Annotated in this window: 11 protein-coding genes; 8 read left to right on the forward strand and 3 right to left on the reverse strand. The window is 67.8% G+C overall.

Annotated features, from left to right (window positions below):
• Window positions 1-51: 51 nt before the first annotated feature.
• The gene (locus ACIA12_RS23925; RefSeq protein WP_396369253.1) at window positions 52-1272 is read right to left on the reverse strand and encodes a cytochrome P450; all 1221 of its coding nucleotides are present in this window, start codon (window positions 1270-1272) and stop codon (window positions 52-54) included.
• A 387-nt stretch (window positions 1273-1659) separates the two neighbouring features.
• Complete coding sequence (locus tag ACIA12_RS23930) at window positions 1660-5277, reverse strand: NPCBM/NEW2 domain-containing protein (protein ID WP_396369254.1); 3618 nt, start codon at window positions 5275-5277, stop codon at window positions 1660-1662.
• Between the two features lie 322 nt (window positions 5278-5599).
• Here ACIA12_RS23930 and ACIA12_RS23935 point away from each other — a divergent pair, with 322 nt between their 5' ends.
• From ACIA12_RS23935 to ACIA12_RS23950, 4 genes are all read left to right on the forward strand, one after another.
• Window positions 5600-6934, forward strand: a complete 1335-nt coding sequence (locus ACIA12_RS23935; protein WP_396369255.1) for an alpha/beta hydrolase family protein — start codon at window positions 5600-5602, stop codon at window positions 6932-6934.
• Window positions 6935-7021: 87 nt separating this feature from the next.
• Window positions 7022-8164: an alpha/beta hydrolase family protein gene (locus ACIA12_RS23940; protein ID WP_396369256.1), complete on the forward strand. Its 1143-nt coding sequence runs from the start codon at window positions 7022-7024 to the stop codon at window positions 8162-8164.
• Window positions 8165-8340: 176 nt separating this feature from the next.
• The gene (topA, locus tag ACIA12_RS23945) at window positions 8341-11127 is read left to right on the forward strand and encodes a type I DNA topoisomerase (protein ID WP_396369257.1); all 2787 of its coding nucleotides are present in this window, start codon (window positions 8341-8343) and stop codon (window positions 11125-11127) included.
• The gene (locus ACIA12_RS23950) at window positions 11127-11570 is read left to right on the forward strand and encodes a Fur family transcriptional regulator (RefSeq protein WP_396369258.1); all 444 of its coding nucleotides are present in this window, start codon (window positions 11127-11129) and stop codon (window positions 11568-11570) included. Before topA ends, ACIA12_RS23950 begins: the two co-directional genes overlap by 1 nt.
• Window positions 11571-12225: 655 nt before the next feature.
• On the opposite strand, the gene ACIA12_RS23955 is transcribed toward ACIA12_RS23950, so the two are convergent.
• Complete coding sequence (locus ACIA12_RS23955; RefSeq protein ID WP_396369259.1) at window positions 12226-12687, reverse strand: group II truncated hemoglobin; 462 nt, start codon at window positions 12685-12687, stop codon at window positions 12226-12228.
• An 86-nt stretch (window positions 12688-12773) separates the two neighbouring features.
• Between ACIA12_RS23955 and ACIA12_RS23960 the strand changes: the two genes are divergently transcribed.
• The 4 genes from ACIA12_RS23960 (at window position 12774) to ACIA12_RS23975 (ending at window position 20300) form a co-directional block, all read left to right on the forward strand.
• Window positions 12774-14018 (forward strand): winged helix-turn-helix domain-containing protein, encoded by a 1245-nt coding sequence (locus ACIA12_RS23960; protein WP_396369260.1) that lies wholly within the window; start codon window positions 12774-12776, stop codon window positions 14016-14018.
• A gap of 88 nt (window positions 14019-14106) precedes the next feature.
• Window positions 14107-16998, forward strand: a complete 2892-nt coding sequence (locus ACIA12_RS23965) for a glycoside hydrolase family 2 TIM barrel-domain containing protein (RefSeq protein WP_396369261.1) — start codon at window positions 14107-14109, stop codon at window positions 16996-16998.
• Window positions 16999-17049: 51 nt separating this feature from the next.
• Window positions 17050-19134: a dTMP kinase gene (gene tmk / locus ACIA12_RS23970; protein WP_396369262.1), complete on the forward strand. Its 2085-nt coding sequence runs from the start codon at window positions 17050-17052 to the stop codon at window positions 19132-19134.
• Complete coding sequence (locus tag ACIA12_RS23975) at window positions 19131-20300, forward strand: DNA polymerase III subunit delta' (RefSeq protein ID WP_396369263.1); 1170 nt, start codon at window positions 19131-19133, stop codon at window positions 20298-20300. Before tmk ends, ACIA12_RS23975 begins: the two co-directional genes overlap by 4 nt.
• The last annotated feature ends 64 nt before the right edge of the window (window positions 20301-20364 follow it).

A 20364-nucleotide genomic window follows, 5' to 3' on the forward strand; every position in this document is an offset into this window, starting at 1 on the left:
GGCGGCGCGGGGGCTCGCTGTCACGAGCTGACAAGTTCCGGCCGGTCCGGTTCAGCCGGCCGCCTGCTGTGTACTGGCCACCGCGTGCAGCTGGACCGGCAGCGATTCGACTCCGTAGACGATGGAGAAGTCGCGGAACCGGAGCTGGTCCTCGGAGACGGCCAGGGACAGATCCGGAAAGCGGTTGGCCAGCGCAAGGAAGGCCGCGCGCAGCTCCATCCGGGCCAGCTCGGCGCCGACACAGCGGTGCATGCCGTGGCCGAAGGCAAGGTGTGCGGCAGGGGCGCGGCGAGGCCAGAACTTCTCGGAGTCGTCGCCGAAAACGGCCCTGTCCCGGTCGGCGCCGGACAGCGAGACCGCGACCAGATCACCCTTCTTGACCTGCTGGCCGAACAGTTCCTGATCGTGCTTGGCGAACCGCGGGAAGGCGACCTGGACGACGGTCAGGTACCGCAACAGCTCCTCGACGATCGCGTCGACCGACTCCGGCTCCGTGCGCAGCTGGGCGAAGATCTCCGGGTCGCGGAGCAGTACCAGGGTGCCGAGCGCGAGCATGCTGGCCGAGGTCTCGTAGCCGCCGAGGAAGACGCCGTCGGCGAGCCCACCGAGCTCGATGTCGTCGATCCCGTCGCCGTGCTCGCGGATGATCGAGCCGATCAGGCCGTCGCCGGGGTTCTTGCGCTGCTTGCCGACGATCTCGAAGAGGAACTCGCGCGACTCGCTGGCCGAGCCGAAGACGCCGATGCCGCCGCCGGACAGGTCGAACCGGGCCGGGCCGAGGGCGCGGAAGCGATCGCGGTCGGACTCCTCGACGCCGAGCAGGTCGGCGATCAGCAGGAACGGCACGTTGAAGGCGAAGTCGGTGACGATGTCGACCACCGGGCCCTTGGCCTCCATCAGGTCGAGCTGGTCGTTGACGATCTTCTCGATCATCGGCTCCAGCCGGGCCAGCCGGCGCTTGGTGAACTCGGGCGTCAGCAGCTTGCGCAGCCGGGTGTGGTCCGGCGGGTCGGTGAAGCCCAGGCCGCCGATGCCCTCGGACGGCTTGTTCGGGTCCGAACCGATCATCGGCCGGATGTCGTTGCTGAAGTTGACCGAGTCGGCGAGCACGACCTTGGCCTCGGCGTGGCCGGACACCATCCAGACGTTCAGCCCGAACAGGTTGGCGAGCTTGTGCATCGGCTCGATCTCGCGGATCGCGGCCAGTTCGGGCACCGGGTCGAGGCCCGAGCGCCGCAGCGGCATCGAGACCTGGCGCGGAAAGACCCGCATCTTGGACAAGTTCAGACCACCCTTGCGAGTGGTTCGGCTCAAGACGCGGCTGCCGACCCATCTCTTCAGGTATGTCGCAACCATGACTCCCACGCGCCCTCTCTGAAACCACTGCCCCCGACGGCTTTCGTCTTCTTCGAAAGTAGTCGTACCGGGGACCAGATCTGATGGTGTTGGCACCACTTTCGCGGTGGCGTTGGCACCACCATGGGAGGGGGCCATGGCGCTGCTTCGTGTTGCCAGGTCAGACCTTGTCATGGACCAGGGCCGAGATACCACCGGAACCCACCTGTACCGTCCCCTGGGACGGCTGACAGGTGGGTTCCGGGGCAGCTCAGGGAAAGTCCAGCCGAAAGTCGGTTGCGCCGGCTGCGGCGGGCTGCTGGGTCAGGCGTTCTTGCAGGTCAGCCGCGCCTCCGCCCAGTCTGCATGGTCACTGGTGACGCCGTCACCGGCATCGGTCACCTGCAACGTCAGGAGCTGGCCGCCCGTCGTGTCGACGCTGACGGGCACCGTGGCCGAGGTTCCGGTGAGCAGCTCCGATGTGTACTTCGCCACACCGTCGACGAGCACCTTGAAGCTGACCTTGCCCCGGTCCTCCATCTCGTCGTCCACCCCGACCTTGGCGGTGAAGCCGGTGCAGTTGCCGCCGAGCCGCACGGTCACCGACGACGGCGCGTGCGTACCCAGGCCCTTCGCGTACTGCGTTCCGTCGAGCGTCAGGGTCGCGCCGTCACCGGCCGCGTCCTCGCCGTTGCTCTTGTCCCGCTCGACCGGACCCCAGCCGTTGCTCGAGTCGACGAACTCCAGGTCGCTGACCCAGGGCTGTCCGGTGGGAGCCGGAGGCAACGGCTTGTCCGCCACGGTGGCAGCGAAGAACCCGAGTCCGCCGCCGGGCAGCTTGATCGCCTTCACCGTCTTGCCCGGGGTGAGGGGTACGGCGGTGTAGAAGACCCGGTAGTCGGTGGTGGTGTTGGCCAAACCGGATTGTGTATACCGGCCCTTCACCGAGACGGCGAGTTTCGCGCCGCCGGTCGCGGGGTCCTGGCAGCACCAGTTCGGCAATTGCAGCGCCGACTTCGACTCGGTGCCGTCGGAGTAGATGATCGTCACCTCGCCCTTGGCGTTCAGGCTCGCGCCCGCACCCAGCAGGGCCAGCGACGATCCGGTGCCCGAGACGAGGATCGGCGCGGACTGGTTCTTCACCAGGTTCGGCGTACCGGGCACGCCGGTCGGCCAGGTGAAGTCTGCGCCCTGCACGGTGACCTTGGCGCCCGGGGTGTAGCCGGCCGCGGCCAGTGCTTCGCCGTTGAAGCTGTTGCCCGAGCCGTCGAAGTTGCCTTGGGCAAAGCTCTTCGCGTCGCTGATGCCGACCACGGTGGCGGCCTGCGACAACGATGCATAAGGCAACTGTGCTGTTGCCACCGTGCTGTTGCTGTAGATGTCCTCGTGGACCAGGTACGAAGCGTCGAGCCGCAGTGTGAAGGCAGCCGGCTTGACCGAGGCCGCGGGAGTCACCGCGAGCCTGGTGGTGACCGTCTTGCCCGGGTCGACCTTGGCGAAGGTGCTCGTGCCGGTCGCCGTCCAGCCGGTCGGGAGGTCCAGTGCGAGTTTGACCTCACGCATCGTCGAGGCGGTCGGGTTGGTGAAGGTGGCCGTCAGTTCGGTGGCCTGGCCGGGGGCGTTCCACAGTGCCGGCGAGGAGAGCTCCGGCGTACCGGTGGACTCCAGGACGGCCTTGCCGCCGCCGACGGAGGTGGTGCCGCCGAGCCGGACGGTTGCTGCGACAGCCGTGGAGATCGACGCGGTTTTGACGAGCACGACGCCGTTCTCGTAGTACCAGCCGGTGCTGGCCGCGAGGTACGCATCCTTGGTGGCCTGCTTGGTGAGCTGGACGTTGTCCACCGAGACGTCGCGCGGGGCGGTGCCGGTGTGGACGGTCAGCTCGTACGGACGTGCGCTCGGCTTGCCGGCGTACGAGCCCTTGCTGGCGCCGATCTTGACGGTGACGTCGCCGCGGGCCGCGACCGGAGCGGTGACCTCCAGGAGTTGCGAGGCCGACTTGTCCTGCTTGTAGTCGCGGGTGACGCGGTCGTCCTCGTAGAGGCTGAACGACGACTTGCCCTCGGGGTAGATGTCCACGGTGAGCCGGTCGCCGAAGCCCTGCTCGGCAGCGCTGTTGATACCGCTCTTCCACATCGGTACTACGGCGCCAGCCTTGACGAACAGCGGCAAGGTGTCGAGCGGTGCGTGGTAGCCGTTGACCGTGGTCGGGCCTGTGTAGACCTTGCCGGTCCAGTAGTCGACCCAGTTGCCCTTGGGCAGGTAGATGCCGCTCTTGACGTCGTCAGCGCTCCAGGACGGTGCGACTAGGAACTCCTTGCCGGCAAGGAACTCGTACTTCGCGGCGTCGCCCCAGGTGTTCGGGTCGTTCGGGTACTCGAGCACCAGCGAACGGTCCAGCGGAGCACCGGTCGCGTGGGCCTCAGCGGCGTACGAGTAGAAGTAGGGGAGCAGACGCTCGCGCAGCTTCAGGTACTTGCGGTTGATCGAGGTGTAGGGCTCGCCGTACGTCCACGGCTGCTTGAATGCCGGGGTAGCCCAACCGGACATCGTCATGAAGGCCGGGTTGAACGTCTTCCACTGCAGGTCTCGCGTGTAGCTGGTGGGGGAGCCGCCGAAGATGCCGTCGACATCCCCTGCGCTGTAGGCGATGCCGGAGTTGCCGGAGCCGGTGATAGCCGGGATCTGCCACTTGATCGCGTCCAGCGAGCCGCTGTGGTCGCCGGTCCACTGCACTGCACACCGCTGCGCCCCTGCCCAGCCCTCGACCATCCAGGCGTAGCCACGGGCGTTGCTGTACTGCTCGATACCGTCGTGCGCGGTGTCGCAGGCGCTCAGCGCGTACCGGTAGCCCGGGCCGACCCAGGCGACGTCCAGCTTGCGTACCCGGACTCCTGCGTCGCCTACCTCGGCCGGCTGGCGGTCGAGCGAGGACTGGGTCCACAGGCCCATCTGGATGTTCCGCTTGCGCAGCTCGTCGCCGGTCTGCTTGAGCGCGGGGATGTCACGCTTGCCCCACCAGGTGCCGTCGACCTGCTCCGAGTCTGTATTGGCCGAGTAGCCGCAGCCGTAGTCGTCGTTGACCAGCATCCAGCCGCCGGGCATGTCGTTGTCCTGGAACTTCTGCGCGACCTTGACCGCGTCCAGCGTGGTCGTCTTCTCCGGGTTGACCTTCCAGTCGTTGCTGGGGTCCGGGTCGGTCGCGTAGTGGCCGCGGTTGTAGCAGTCCGAGTCGCCGTACTCGAGCCCGTAGATCGGCGGCATGAACGGCCGGCCGGTGAGCTCGGTGTAGCGGTCGAGCGAGGTCTTGAGGTCGCCGACGAAGTAGTACGCGTCGAACCGCTTCTCGTCGTGCTCGGTGACGACAGGACTCGTGAAGCTGTAGCTACCGGGGGCGAAGGTGTTCCGCAGTACGCCGTACCCGGCAGTGCTCATGTAGTACGGAGAGGCGTTGGGGTTGCCGCCGTCCTCCCAGTTGAAGTCCCTGGCGACCGTGATGGTCTGGTCGCGATGGGAGAAGCGGCCGTTCTGCATGCCGCCGCCGAAGAACTGCTCGTCGGCGCCACGGCTCAGCGACTGCGTGGTGGAGCTGTCGGTCCAGGACAGGGGTGCCGTCTCGGACCAGACCTGCTGCCCGTTCGCCCGGTAGAGCGAGAAGCGCAGCGGCGACTTGTTCGCCCGTACCTCGACCTTGCCGGTCGTCAGCGAGTAGTAGCTGCCCTTGTCGGTCCAACTCGTCGCGGGCTTCGCGTAGTCGGTCTTGGCGACGATGTTCGACGCCGGGGCGGTGGGGTCGGTGGGTGGGGTGTTCGCCGGGTCGGTGAACGTGCCGTCCGGGGCCAGCCAGATCCGGAAGACGTCGTCCTTGACGAAGACGACCCGCACCTTCGCAGTACCGGCCGACAGCGTGTACTTCGCGCCGTCGGCGGCGAAGTCGGTCACTGCGCCCAACGAGGTACCTGCCGAAGCTGCGCTGTTTGCTGCGGCTGCGGCGGGTTCTGCGCTGGCGGGGCCGACCGCGTTGGCCAGGGCACCCGCTACTAGGGCCAGGGATGTCCCGGCGATGACTACTGAACGTTTAACGCGGACAAAGATGCTCACGAGTGCCTCACTTCACGCATCTATGAACAGGATTGCGCTATTGATAACCCACCGGTGCACCGCTTGTCACTAGTTCGGGCGCTGCTGTTGTCATGAAGTTGAGATGGCGACTCCATCGGGTGATGGCACCGTGCCGGCGGTCACGAGGGCTTTGATGATTCGCATGACGAACAATCGAAGCTTCAGCCGCCGCCGGGTCCTTGGTGCCGGCCTGGCGGCGAGCGTCTTCTGGTCGGTCCCAGCGCTGGCCGGCGCGTACCCGATCGGCGAACGCGACAGCGGGCCGGCTGTCAGCGGCGCCCTCGCCGCGACCGGCGCCACGACGACGTACCCGCCGACGAAGATCCACGTGCCCGCTCCGAGCGGACCGGACAAGATCGGCACGATCGAGCTGCACCTGATCGACCCTGCTCGGGACGACGCGAGCGCGCCGGGCGGCAAGCGGGAGCTGATGGTCAGTGTCTGGTACCCGGCGCGGCCTCGCGCGGAGGGGCCGCTGGCCAAGTACATGCCGCCGAAGACCGCAGACGTGCTGAGTCACAGCCTGGCCATGGCGGCCTTCGGTCTCAAGGACCCGGTCTTCGACTTCGCGGGCAGTGACACGCATGCGCGGGTCGGCGTACCGGCGCAGCTCGGCCGGCATCCCGTCGTGCTGTATTCACCGGGCTACCCGCTCAGCCGGTTCTACGGGACTGCTCAGGTGGAGGAGCTGGTCAGCCGCGGGTACATCGTGGTGACGATGGACCACACCCACGAGGGGCCGGTCGAGTTCCCGGGTGGGCGGTTCGTACCGGGTACGGACGTACTGCTGCCGACCGCGGACGAGACCAAGGCGGCCGTCGACGCTCGAGTGGCGGACGCGCGGTTCGTGCTCGACCGGATCTCGCTGCTGGCCTTCGGGCTCAACCCGGATGCCGAGCGGCGCCAGTTGCCGCGGGGTCTGCGGCAGGCGATCGACATCAACAGAGTGGGGATGTTCGGCTTCTCGGCCGGCGGCCACACGACGGCCAACGCGATGCTGGCCGACCCGCGGATCAAGGCCGGGGTGGATCTCGATGGCACGCTGGCCTACGACATGCAGAAGGGTCCGCTCGGGCCGGCCGCTCTGCACGGGCTGGACCGGCCGTTCATGCTGTTCGGCTCGGACGGCAGTCAGCGCACTGACCCGAGCAACACGGACACGTTCGACCTCTCGTGGGCGACGTTCTGGCAGCAGCAGAAGGGCTGGAAGGTCAACCTGCAACTGCCGGGGACGAACCACCTCGGCTTTTCGGACTACCAGTTCTTCTTCTACGACATCTTCTACGGGCTGACCGGGGATGACGACGGCGCTGTCCAGGTCCAGGCGAACGTGGGCGGCATCCTCGACCGGCACCGGATGCTGCTCTCCCAGCGGACGTACCTGACGGCCTTCTTCGACCAGTTCCTCCAAGGCCGGCCGCAGCCGCTGCTGCAGAAGCAGTCCCAGGCGTTCCCCGAGGTGCAGTTCGTGTCCTGATCGGGCAGGTGCGTGCTACCTGGGGATGACCTGGAGATCACGCCTTAGGACGATTCGCCGGGGCGGCTGCTGGGATTGGCTGGGGGCATGATCCAGCGCCGAATCATCGCAGCCGCCCTTGCGACCGCCTTCGCAGCGCTCGCAGTACCCGTCGCTACCCGGGTCGGCCCTCCGGTGGCTACGGCTGCTCCAGTTGCCGAGGCGGTCGCCGCTAGTACGCCGTACCGGGTCGTACTGCCCGAGCCGACCGGGCCGTACGGGATCGGGACGGCCGAGGTGCACCTGGTGGATGCCCGGCGCGCGGACCCGTGGCAGCCGGGGAAGTGGCGAGAGCTGATGGTCAGCGTCTGGTACCCGACTCGGGGTATTCACCGGCAGTTCGCTCCGTACGCCGATCCGGCCGTCGCCCCGGCTCTCGGCGCGGAGATGGCCTCTCTTCTGCGGCTGCCCGGCGACAGCGTCGACCTGGGCGGCAGTACTACCCACGCCCGGCACCACGCCAAGCCCTGCGGGCGGCACCCGGTACTGCTCTATTCACCCCCGTCGGGCGTCTCCAGGGTGATCGGTACGAACCAGGCTGAGGAGCTGGCCAGCCGGGGGTACGTAGTGGTGACCATCGACCACACCGGGGAGGCGCCGGTCGAGTTCCCCGGCGGTCGGGTGGTGGATGCGCTGCTGCCGTGGACCGCGCCGGGAGCTGTGAAGAAGGCCACGGACACGCGGGTGGCTGATGTGAGATTCGTCCTCGACTCGCTGCCGGGCCTGCCGCGCCGGCTGAGTCATGCGATGGACCTGAGCCGGATCGGGATGTACGGGTACTCGATGGGCGGCTCGACGGCTGCCTCGGCGATGCTCCTGGATCGCCGGATCTCCGCCGGGGTGAATCTGGACGGTGGGATGCGGGATGGGGAGGAGCCGAGCGAGGTGAGCCGGCGGGGGCTGGACCGGCCGTTCCTTTTGGTCGGCGGCGGAGCGCATTCCCGGTCTACGGACGCCACCTGGTCCAGCTTCTGGACGGCGCAGCACGGCTGGAAGAAGGAACTGGTGCTGCCGGACGGCGGGCACGGGTCGTTCGGTGACTATCAGTTCACCCTGCCCGGCCTCGCGCGCGCGTCTGGTATCGACCCCGCGGTGCTGTCGGAGGGCCTCGGTACGGTCTCTCCTGACGTGTCGGTCGCCTTCACGCGACATGCGCTGAGCGGGTTTTTCGGCGAGTTTCTGAAACCCTGATGAGGGTGATGGGGCCCCGAGCGGTTACCGTGCGTTGAGAAATGCGTTGCTGTCGGCCGTACTCTGTCCGTGGACGGGTGCCCAGAACTTCGGAGCACGGCCTGGTTCGGGGGAACAAGTTGTCCGGCCGCAGGCGTTTGAGGGCACAAGTGGAGCGTTGACAGGCAAGGAGCGCAGTGGCAGGGGCAACAGGCACGAAGACATCGTCCGGCAAGTCGTCGACGGCTGCCGGTGGTCAGCGCCGCCTGGTGATCGTCGAGTCGCCGAAGAAGGCGCGGATGATCGCCGGCTTCCTGGGCGCCGGATACGTGGTGGAGTCGAGCTTCGGCCACATCCGCGACCTGCCCAAGGGTGCCGACGAGATCCCGGCCAAGTACAAGGGCCTGCCGTGGGCGCGCCTCGGGGTCAACATCGAGGACCACTTCGACCCGCTGTACGTCGTACCGGCCGACAAGAAGGCGCAGATCCGCAAGCTGAAGGACCTGCTCAAGGACGCCGACGAGCTCTACCTGGCCACAGATGAGGACCGCGAGGGCGAGGCCATCGCGTGGCACCTGCTGGACGAGCTGAAGCCGAAGATCCCGGTCAAGCGGATGGTCTTCCACGAGATCACGCCGAAGGCGATCCAGGACGCGGTCGGCAGCGCGCGGCAGATCAACGACGCGCTCGTCGACGCCCAGGAGGCCCGGCGGATCCTGGACCGGCTGTACGGCTACGAGGTCTCGCCGGTGCTCTGGAAGAAGGTCATGCCGAAGCTGTCGGCCGGCCGGGTCCAGTCGGTGGCGATCCGGATGGTGGTCGACCGCGAGCGGGAGCGGATCGCGTTCCGCAGCGCGTCGTACTGGGACCTGGACGCCAAGCTCGACGCGGGCGAGGGCAAGACGCCGCGGATCTTCCCCTCCCGGCTCGTCTCGGTGGACAGCCGGCGGGTGGCCCAGGGCCGCGACTTCGCCTCGACGGGTGAGCTGAAGAGCCAGAACACCGTCCACCTGGACGAGTCGACCGCCACCGCGCTCGCCGCGGCGCTGCGGGACTCGACCTTCACGGTCCGCTCGATCGAGTCCAAGCCGTACACCCGCAAGCCGTACGCGCCGTTCCGGACCACCACGCTGCAGCAGGAGGCCGGGCGCAAGCTCAACATGTCCGCCTCGCAGACGATGCAGATCGCGCAGCGGCTGTACGAGAACGGCAACATCACTTATATGCGTACCGACAGCGTGACGCTGTCGGACACCGCGATCACGGCGGCCCGGGCTCAGGTCCGCGAGCTGTACGGCGCGTCGTACCTGCCGGACAAGCCGCGCGTCTACACCTCCAAGGTGAAGAACGCTCAGGAGGCGCACGAGGCGATCCGGCCGGCCGGCGAGCAGTTCCAGACCCCTGCCCAGACGGGGCTGAGCGGCGCGGAGTACCGGCTGTACGAACTGATCTGGATGCGGACCATCGCGTCGCAGATGAAGGACGCGGCCGGCAACAGCGTCTCGATCAAGATCGACGCCCGGGCGTCGTCGGGCGAGAACTGCGAGTTCACCTCGTCCGGCCGGGTGATCACCTTCCACGGCTTCCTGAAGGCGTACGTCGAGGGCGCGGACGACCCGTCCGCGGAGACCGACGACCGGGAGACGCAGATCCCGGACGTGTCCGAGGGCGACGTGCTGCCGGCCACCGAGGTGCTCGCCTCCGGCCACGAGACCAAGCCGCCGGCCCGCTTCACCGAGGCGACGCTGATCGCGCAGCTGGAAGACCGCGAGATCGGTCGGCCGTCGACCTACGCGTCGATCCTGGGCACGATCCAGGCGCGCGGCTACGTCTACAAGAAGGGCACGGCGCTGGTGCCGGCCTGGCTGGCCTTCGCCGTCGTGCGGTTGCTGGAGCAGCACTTCACCCGGCTCGTCGACTACGCGTTCACGGCCTCGATGGAGGACGTGCTGGACGACGTCGCCGCCGGGAACCTGCAGCGCGAGGGTGTGCTCGGGCGCTTCTACTTCGGTGACGACGGGATCGAAGGCCTGCAGTCCATGGTCAGCGATCTGGGCGACATCGATGCCAGAGAGATGTCGACGTTCCCGGTCGGCGACGCGGACAGCGGGATCGTGGTGCGGGTCGGCCGGTACGGGCCGTACGTCGAAGGGCCGGACGAGACGCGGGCGAACGTACCCGAGGACCTGCCGCCGGACGAGCTGACGGTCGACAAGGCGCGCGAGCTGCTGTCGCAGCCTTCCGGTGTGGAGCTGGAGCTCGGCGCTACGCCGGACACCGGGCTGAAGGTCGTCGCCAAGGCCGGTCGGTTCGGGCCGTACGTGACCGAGGTACTGCCGGAGGACGCGCCCAAGAGTGCGAAGCCGCGGACCGGGTCGCTGTTGTCGACGATGTCTTTGGACACCGTGACGCTGGATGATGCGCTGAAGCTGCTGTCGCTGCCTCGGGTTGTCGGCAAGGACCCGGAGTCCGGGGACGAGATCACGGCACAGAACGGGCGCTATGGGCCGTACCTGAAGAAGGGGACGGACTCGCGGTCGCTGCAGACCGAGGACCAGATGTTCGACATCACCCTCGAGGAAGCGCTGAAGATCTACGCCGAGCCGAAGCAGCGTGGACGCCGCGCTGCCGCGCCGCCGCTGAAGGAGCTGGGCGCCGACCCGGAGTCGGGTCAGCCGGTGGTGGTGAAGGAGGGGCGCTTCGGTCCGTACGTGACCGATGGCGAGACCAACGCGACCCTGCGCAAGGACGACTCGGTCGACACGATCTCGCTGCTGCGGGCGGCTGAGCTGCTGGCGGACAAGCGGGCGCGCGGGCCGGTGAAGAAGACGGCCAAGAAGGCTCCGGCCAAGAAGACCGCCGCTAAGAAGACTGCTGCGGCGAAGAAGACTGCGGCCAAGAAGACGACTGCGAAGAAGACGACTGCCAAGAAGACTGCGGCGAAGAAGACCACTGCCAAGAAGACGGCCGCCAAGAAGGCCTGATGCCTGATACCGCGAAGGGCCCGGCCGAGGTCACCGCGCAACGCCTCCGTGAACGAGGCGAACGCGTGACCCCGGCTCGGCTCGCCGTGGTCGAGGTACTGGCCGGCACCGACGAACACCTGAGCGCCGAACAGATCGGCGAACGGGCGGAGCAACTGCGCCCGGGCATTCACCGGGCGACGGTCTACCGCGCGCTGGACGCCCTTGGCGAGTTCGGCCTGGTGACGCACGTACACCTGGGCCGAGCCGGCACCACGTACCACCTGGCGGGGGACTTGGCACCCCGCCACCTACACCTCCGCTGCAGCGAATGCGGCACGGTCCTCGACGTAGCCGGCGACATCCTCGACCCAGCCCGCCGAAAACTCCTCCGAGAACTAGGCTTCCACCTGGCCCCCGAACAGGTAGCCCTAGTCGGGCTCTGCAAAGACTGCAGCAGCTGAGGTTCCGGCTCGTGACGCTTGGCGTCACCTCGCGCCTGGAGATGACGACGCCAGCGTCGGCCGATGCCTCCGACCAGCCTCGTGACGCTTCGCGTCACCTCGGCGTATCACTACGCACGTGGCGGGGTCGACGTACGCGCTACGGCTGAGGATGTGCAGCCGAGGTGGTGCCAAGGCGGCCAACTGGCAGGTGGCTGGCCGGCTCGTGACGCTTGGCGTCACCTCGCGCCTGGCGGGATGGCGTAGCCCCACCCGGCATCTGGTCGGCTCGTGACGCTTCGCGTCACCTCGCACCTGGGATTCGCCGAGCGGCAGCTGGCCAGCAGGCTCGTGCCCGGCTCGTGACGCTGGGCGTCACCTCGCGCCCAGGGGATGGTGGTGGGATAGCCCGGCGTTGGCTGGAGACCGACATGCCGATCTGCTCGTGCTGTGCGGGGTCGCTGCCTTCGGGTGGTGGGCGAATTGGTCGCCGCGACGGTTCCTCGGCGCATACCGAACCTCCGCAGGTAAGCGATTACCTCGGCGTGTCGGGGCGCTCCGCGGCAGTTAGGTACGCGTGGCGGTGCGGTGCTCCGTTGCAGCGCGGCCAACGGCCCCAAGAACCGGCGTACCGGCGTTGGGCTGTGGCGCAGTCCGGCGTGCGGGGTGGTTCTCGTCAGGTTGATGGGGGTGGGGTGTTGTCGCCGGGCCAGGTCCAGTGGGGGACTTCGTGGAGGGGGTGTAGGTCGGCGTCTGTGGTGGCGTTGGAGTTTTGCAGGGCTACTTGGGAGCCGAATTCGACGTGTTCGCGGACTGCTTCGCGGAAGGCGGGGTCGTCGGGCATGGCGGCTGTGTCCAGGGCGGTCATGTAGAGGTCTACGAATCGTTGGCGTTGTTGTTCGGTGATGTGCAGGCCTCGGTGGATCGCGATCAGGTGGGCGAAGCCCAGTTCGCGGGAGAAGCGGTCTGGGCCGCCGAAGGATTCGGCGGTGAAGGCGGTCAGGTGGTCGACGTGTTGGGGCTGGCCGGCGCCGAACAGCGGTTGCAGGAGGGGGTCGTTCAGGACGCTGTCGTAGAACGTCTGCTCCAGGCGGTGAAGGCCCTCGAGGCCGCCGGCGAATTCGAAGAGTGTGGGCACCAGCATCCTCCGGCCTGGAGCACGACACCGCGCTCGTTGGTGCAGACGCTATCGGCTGGCGGCCGGTCGGGCGATAGGTTCGGTGGATGGTGGCGGTTGGGGAGTCGATCTCACGCGACAGCGCGCGGCGGATCGCGTTGGTGGCGCAGGGGTTCGGGGTGGCGCGGCCTCGGCGGGTTGACGTGCGGAAGGTTCGGCGGGTGGTGGAGCGGGTCGGCGTACTGCAGGTGGACTCGGTCAATGTGGTGTGCCGGTCGCACTATCTGCCGGTGTTCAGTCGGCTGGGGCGGTATGACCGAGCGACGCTGGATCGGATGGCTTGGGGGGATGCCCCTGAGTTGTTCGAAGGGTTCTGGGGGCACAAGGCGAGCTTGATGCCGGTGAGTGCCTACCCGTTGGTGCGGTGGCGGATGCGGGCGGCTGAACGGCAGGTCTGGAGTGAGCCGGTCGGGCCCGAGGTGTCGGTGCCTTGGGCTGTGGTGGTGGGGATGCAGCGGCTGGAGAAGGAGCGGCCGGGGTTGGCGGGCGAGGTTCTCGCGCGGATCGCGGCCGAGGGGGCGATGACGGCGGGTGAGGTGGGAGCTGGGGAAGTACGGCGCAGAAAAGACGATCCGGATCCGGACCCGTCGACCGGCTCGATGTGGAACTGGCAGGACGCCAAGATCGCTGTCGAGTATCTGTTCAGCACTGGGCAGCTGATGATCTCGGGGCGGCGGAACTTCGAGCGCGTGTACGACCTGACCGAGCGGGTGCTGCCCGATGCCGTACTACGGACGCCCGAGCTCACCGCCGACGACGCCCAGCGTGAACTGGTGCGGCTCTCCGCCCGGTCGCTCGGGGTCGCGACGGCTCGTGAGCTGTGTGGCAAGACGGGCGGCCACTATCCGTTGCCGGCGGCAACCACCAAGCGGATCGTCGCTGAGTTGGTCGAGGCCGGCGATCTCATCCCTGTGCAGGTCGAAGGTGTCAAGCAGCAGAGCTACTTGTCCTCGACTGCCACGGCAGATCCGGTCGACGCCCGCGCGCTGCTCTCACCGTTCGACACGCTGATCTGGAACCGCGACCGCACCCAGCACCTGTTCGACTTCTTCTACCGGATCAGCATCTACACACCGGCGGCCCAGCGGGTCCACGGGTACTACGTCCTCCCGTTCCTTCTCGGCGACCGCCTGGTGGCCCGGGTCGATCTGAAGGCAGATCGCAAGACCTCCACCTTGGTCGTGCCCACCATCACCGCCGAGCCCGCTGCCCCCGATTTCACCGAGCCGCTGGTCGCGGAGCTGGAGCTGATGGCCGAGTGGCTGGGGCTCGAGCGGGTTCGCTTGCTCTGACGAAGTCGATTGCTCTGACAAAGTCGATGAATGTCTGTCCATATCTGTTCATCGGTGTGGATTTATGAACAGATCGGCCGTAGGCTCGATGCCTGTGACCTACGACCACAGTTATGTCGAAGACTTCGCCTCGGGCGCGGGTGTGTTGGCCCCGCGGGCGTGGCTTGATGACGATTCCCCACGGGTTGGGCTGGGTGGGGAGTGGAGTTTCCGGCTCTCGCCGAGTGTGGCGGAGGCGCCGGACGACCTGAAGGACCCGGATGTGTCCGGGTGGGACACGATCGTGGTGCCGGGGCACTGGCAGCTCAGTGGGTACGGCAAACCGGCGTACACGAACATCGACTACCCCTTCCCGGTCGATCCGCCGCATGTGCCGACGGCCAATCCGACCGGCGACTACGTGCGTACCGTGCGTGTTCCGGCGGAGTGGGACGGGTCCCGGATCGTGCTGCGGTTCGAGGGGGTGGACTCGCGGTTCGCGGTGTTCGTGGACGGGAATCCGGTCGGCTGGTCGTCGGGGTCGCGGTTGCCGAGTGAGTTCGACCTGACCAACTTGGTTGCTCCAGGCAATGAATTCACCGTCGCGGTCCGGGTCCATCAGTGGTCGGCCGGCAGTTACGTCGAGGACCAGGACATGTGGTGGCTGTCCGGGATCTTCCGTGAGGTCAACCTGCTCGCGCTCCGGCCGGAGGCGGCGACCGACGTGTTCGTGCACGCCACCTACCTCGATGGCGCCGGCACGGTGAAGGTCGATTCCGACGTACCGGGCACTGTCACGGTCGAGGAGCTCGGCCTCGAGTTCCCGACCGGGTTCGAGACGCCGGTACCGAGCGTTGAGCCGTGGAGCGCCGAGAGCCCGAGGCTCTATGACGCCGTACTCCGAACCGCCGGCGGCACGGTACGTCTCAAGCTCGGGTTCCGCACCGTGGCGATCGTCGACGGTGTGCTGACCGTCAACGGCAACCGGGTGCTGTTCAACGGCGTCAACCGGCACGAGTTCCACCCGGATCGCGGCCGCGCGCTGACCGAGCAGGACATGCTCGACGACGTGCTGATCATGAAGCGCGCCGGGATCAACGCGGTCCGCACCAGCCACTATCCGCCGCACCCGCATTTCCTCGACCTGTGCGACCAGTACGGGCTGTATGTCGTGGACGAGTGCGATCTCGAGACGCACGGCTTCGGGTACGAGCCGCAGCCGCCGAACCTGCCGAACCCGGTGATGGATCCGCGGTTCGAGGCCGACCTGGTGCAGCGGATGCGGCGGATGGTCGAGCGGGACAAGAACCACCCGAGCATCGTCATCTGGTCGCTCGGCAACGAGTGCGGGATGGGCGACAACCTCAAGTCGATGTACGCGTTCGCGCACGACCGGGACCCGTCGCGGCCGGTGCACTACGAGCGGGACACGCATGCGGAGTTCGTCGACATCTACTCGCAGATGTACACGTCGCCGGAGGATGTCGAGCGGATCGGGGCGGACCGTACGTCGTACCGGGGGCTGCCGTTCATCCTGTGCGAGTACGGGCATGCGATGGGGAACGGGCCGGGTGGGTTGTCGGACTACCACGCGCTGTTCGAGAAGTATCCGCGGTGCCAGGGTGGGTTCATCTGGGAATTCATCGACCACGGGCTGCGGACGACGGTGGACGGGCGGGAGTTCTACGCGTACGGCGGTGACTTCGGCGAGGAGATCCACGACGGCAACTTCGTCTGCGACGGCCTGCTGTTCCCGGACCGTACGCCGTCACCCGGCATGCTCGAATACATCAAGGTGATCGAACCCCTGGTCATCACCGGCGACGCCACCGGTATCACCATCACCAACCGCCAAGAGGTCCTGGACACCAGCCACCTGACCTTCCGCACGGTGACGGAGGTTGCCGGCGAGCGGGTGGGATCCGGCGTCCTCGACGTACCGCCGATCGCGGCTGGCGAGACAGCATCAGTTGACCTCCCACCCGTAGACGCCTCCCAGCCAGAAACCTGGCTGACAATCACAGCAGAACTGACCGAAGCCACCCCCTGGGCCGACGCCGGCCACCGGGTGGCCTGGGGCCAGGTCAGGCTGGACCAGCCAGTCGGCCCACGCCATGCCGGCACCAAGGCGCCCGAGGAAGCCGCGTCTGCCAGCACAAGCGCAGCCGGCGCCCCCTCCTCCTCTGTCCGCGCCGAGGTCGCCGGAGGCGACGAGGCGCGGCATGCGCGCGGTGATGCGGGTGAGGATGTTGTTGCCGGAGTGCACGGCATCGACGTTGCCTCGCTTGGCGTCAGCAAGCTGCGGTTGGATGTTTGGCGGGCTCCTATTGACAACGATGTGATTCCTGGGGTTGTGGACGGTTGGAAGGAAGCGGGGCTGCATCGGGTGCAGCAGCGGGTGGTGTCGGCTGGGCTGGTTGATGGGGCTTGGGAAGTGGTGACCCGTACTGCGCCGCCGGCTCTGCAGTGGGGGCTGGTTGCTACCTGGCGCTGGACTCACGGGCAGGACGGGTCGGTAGTACTGGACCTGTCTGTGGAGCCTGAGGGGCAGTACCCGGCCACGCTGCCTCGGCTGGGGATCACCTTCGAGTTGCCGAAGGTCGGACAGGTGGAGTGGTTCGGTACCGGGCCGAGCGAGGCGTACGTCGACACGCGCGCCGCCGCGGCCGTCGGCAAGTACTCGGCCAGCGTCGAACAGCTGCAGACGCCGTACATCCGTCCCCAGGAGAACGGTCACCGCATCGACACCCGCTGGGCCCAACTGGACTCCCTGCGGGTGGAGGCGGCCCCCGACCTCTTCGGCCTGACCGTGCGCGACTGGACGACAGCCGACCTGGCCAATGCCAAGCACGCCCCGGACCTGGTCGCCGGTGACACCACCTACGTCACCATCGACCTGGCCCAGGCAGGCATCGGCTCCAACTCCTGCGGCCCGGCCCTCCCGGACCGTTACACCCTGCATACAGCTCCTGCCTCCATGTCACTGCGCTTCACCCGCTGACGAGATCAGGCGATGTGAGAGTTGTCGGCACACCCGACTAGGCTTTCGGGTGTGCCGGAGGTGTATGACCCGCTGACTGATCCTGCACCGGCGCATGATCTGCGCGCGGTGTTGCGGATCCGGGCGTTCCGGCGGCTCTGGATCGCTTTCGGGTTGTCCAGTCTGGGCGACTGGATCGGGTTGCTGGCGCTGACCGCGATGGCGAAGGCCTTCGCCGGGGACGACTACCAGGCGGCCAACTTCGCGATCGGCGGGGTGCTGTTCCTGCGGGTGCTGCCGGCGCTGGTGATGGGGCCCGTCGCCGGCTGGGTGGCCGATCGGCTGGACCGGCGCTGGACGATGATCGTCGGGGATCTGATCCGGGCGGCCTTCTTCGTCAGCATTCCGATCGTCGGGACGCTGACCTGGGTGCTGGTCGCCACCGTGCTGATCGAGATCGTCAGCTTGATCTGGGGGCCGGCCAAGGACGCCAGCGTGCCCAACCTGGTGCCCCGGCACCGGCTCGAGGCGGCCAACCAGCTCAGCCTCATCACGACGTACGGGACGGCGTTGCCGGCGGCCGCGATCTTCACCGCGATCACCCTGGTCACCCGCGGTCTCGGCGACTTCTTCTCGATCAACCTGGCCGTCTACGTCAACGCGGCGACCTTCCTGATCTCGGGTCTGGCGATCGTCTCGGTCGCGGAGATCGGCCGGACCGGTCAGCACGACCACGAAGAGCACCCGACGTTGTGGCGCACGATGGTCGAGGGCTGGTCCTACGTCACCGGTACGCCGGTGGTCCGCGGGCTCGTCGTCGGCATCTCCGGAGCGTTCGCCGCGGGTGCCGTGGTGATCGGGCTGGGGCGGACGTACGTGGAGGATCTGGACGCCGGCGATCCGGGGTACGGCGTACTGTTCGGCGCTGTTTTCGGTGGGCTGGCGCTCGGGATGGGGTTTGCCCCGCGGGTGTTCTCGGGGTTGTCGCGGCGCAGGTTGTTCGCTGCTGGGCTGGTCGGGTCCGGGATCGGGCTGGCGGGGTTGGCGTTGATCCAGCAGCTTGAGATCGCGACGATGATCGCGATCGTGCTGGGTTTCTGCGCTGGTGCGTCGTGGGTTTCCGGGTACACGCTGCTCGGGCTGGAGGTGCCGGACAACGTGCGGGGGCGGACGTTCGCGTTCGTTCAGTCGGCGGTACGGACCGTGCTGGCCGTCACGCTGGCGGTTGCGCCGTTCGTGGCCGGCGCGATCGGTCGGCGTACGGTCGATCTGCCGGGCGATGGGTCGGTGACGTACAACGGCGCCTCGATGACGATGCTGATCGCCGCGATCCTTGCTGGGGTGATCGGGCTGGTTGCCTGGAAGCAGATGGACGACCGGCCTGGGGTGCCGTTCTGGCGTGATCTGCGGCGCAGCTTCGGGAAGACGCCGGGCGTGTACCCGACGACGGGGCTGTTCATCGCGCTCGAAGGTGGTGAGGGCGCGGGCAAGTCGACGCAGTCCGCGCTGCTGGTCGAGTGGCTCCAGGAGCAGGGTCAACAGGTGCTGCTCACCCGCGAGCCGGGCGCGACCGATCTCGGGAAGAAGCTGCGGCAGATCGTGCTCGATCCGGCGACCGGTGAGATCTCGCATCGGGCCGAGGCGCTGCTGTACGCCGCGGACAAGGCTGAGCATGTCGACTCGGTGATCAAGCCGGCGCTGAAGTCGGGCGCGGTGGTGATCACTGATCGGTACGTCGATTCGGCGCTGGCGTACCAGGGGTCCGGGCGTGATCTGGATCTGGGCGATGTCGAGCGGGTGAACCGCTGGGCAACAGATGATCTGCGGCCCAACCTGACGATCTTGCTGGATCTGCCACCGAAGAGCGGGCTCGGCCGGTTCGAGGAGCGGGACCGGATCGAGGCGCAGTCGGCCGACTTCCACGAACGCGTCCGCAAAGCATTCCTCGAACTCGCAGCTGCCGAGCCGCAGCACTACCTGGTCCTGGACGCCACCCAGGACCGCACTGCCTTGGCCACCCAGATCCAAACCCGCCTACTCCCAATGCTCCCGCCCCTGCAGCAACCGGCGAAACCGCGCGAGCAGTCGGAGCCGGGGGCGGGGGCGGGTGGGGTCTTGCAGCCGGGGGCGTCTCAGTCGGAGGTGGGGCAGCAGTGAGTGTTTGGGATGACTTGGTGGGGCAGGAGCCTGCGGTTGAGGTGTTGCGGCGGGCTGTTGCGGGGGCTTCGGCTCGGTTGCGGGGGGAGGGTGGCAAGGCTACGGCTGGGATGACTCATGCGTGGCTGATCACCGGGCCGCCGGGGTCTGGTCGGTCGAACGCTGGGCGGGCGTTTGCGGCCGCGCTGCAGTGCCTGGATGGCGGATGTGGTGAGTGTGCGGTTTGCCGTACTGCGCTCAACGGCGCCCACCCGGACGTCACGCTGATCCGCACCGAGATGCTGTCGATCCGGGTCAGTGAGATCCGCGAGCTGGTACGCCGGGCTGCGATGAGCCCGACCCAGGGCCGCTGGCAGGTGATGTTGATCGAGGACGCTGACCGGCTGACCGACCAGGCCGCCGACGCGTTGCTGAAGAGCATCGAGGAGCCGGCCCCACGTACCGTCTGGGTGCTCTGCGCGCCGACGGTCGAGGACGTCGTACCGACGATCCGCTCGCGCTGCCGGCTGCTGGTACTGCGAACCCCGCCGGTGGCAGCGGTCGCCGAGATGCTGACCCGCAAGTCCGGGATCGAGCCGGAGCTGGCCAGCTTCGCGGCCCGGGCGGCGCAGGGACACATCGGGCGCGCGAAGGCACTGGCGCGGGACGAGGTCGTCCGCAGCCGGCGGAACAAGGTGCTCGAGGTCCCGTTCGAGCTGCACGACATCGGCGCCTGCCTGAACGCGGCCCAGCGACTCGTCGACGCGGCGAAGGAAGAGTCCAAGGCGAGTGCCGCGAAGGTCGACGAGCAGGAACGGACCGAGCTCGAGCAAGCACTCGGCGTCGGCACGAAGGGCGCCAAACCGCGTGAGGCCGGTGCTGCCCTGAAGGAGCTCGAGGACGGGCAGAAGGCGCGCGCCAAACGCTGGGAACGCGACGTGCTCGACCGGTCGCTGGTCGATCTGATGGCCTTGTACCGCGATGTTCTGGTCGTTCAGACCGGTGCGGGAGCAGAACTGATCAACGCCGAGCTCAGCCAGGACATCCAGCGGCTGGCCGGCCGGACCAGCCCCGAACAGACTGTCCGCCGGATCGACGCGCTGACCGGTTGCCGCGAGGCGATCGAGGGCAACGTCGCGCCGCTGCTCGCGCTCGAAGCGATGACGATCGCCCTGTTCGAGGGCTGAGACCCGCGTCTGACTCGCGGACACGCTTGTAACGAAGGCGAGGGCGTGCGCGATGTTGGGGTGG

Source organism: Kribbella sp. NPDC051620 (assembly GCF_044453825.1).
Taxonomy (GTDB): domain Bacteria; phylum Actinomycetota; class Actinomycetes; order Propionibacteriales; family Kribbellaceae; genus Kribbella.

What these genes read in the sequence shown, in the direction of transcription:
- ACIA12_RS23925 (WP_396369253.1), bottom strand. Translation starts at nt 1,272, where the DNA reads ATGCGGGTCTTTCCGCGCCAGGTCTCGATGCCGCTGCGGCGCTCGGGC.
- ACIA12_RS23935 (WP_396369255.1), top strand. Translation starts at nt 5,600, where the DNA reads ATGACGAACAATCGAAGCTTCAGCCGCCGCCGGGTCCTTGGTGCCGGC.
- ACIA12_RS23940 (WP_396369256.1), top strand. Translation starts at nt 7,022, where the DNA reads ATGATCCAGCGCCGAATCATCGCAGCCGCCCTTGCGACCGCCTTCGCA.
- ACIA12_RS23950 (WP_396369258.1), top strand. Translation starts at nt 11,127, where the DNA reads ATGCCTGATACCGCGAAGGGCCCGGCCGAGGTCACCGCGCAACGCCTC.
- ACIA12_RS23960 (WP_396369260.1), top strand. Translation starts at nt 12,774, where the DNA reads ATGGTGGCGGTTGGGGAGTCGATCTCACGCGACAGCGCGCGGCGGATC.
- ACIA12_RS23965 (WP_396369261.1), top strand. Translation starts at nt 14,107, where the DNA reads ATGCCTGTGACCTACGACCACAGTTATGTCGAAGACTTCGCCTCGGGC.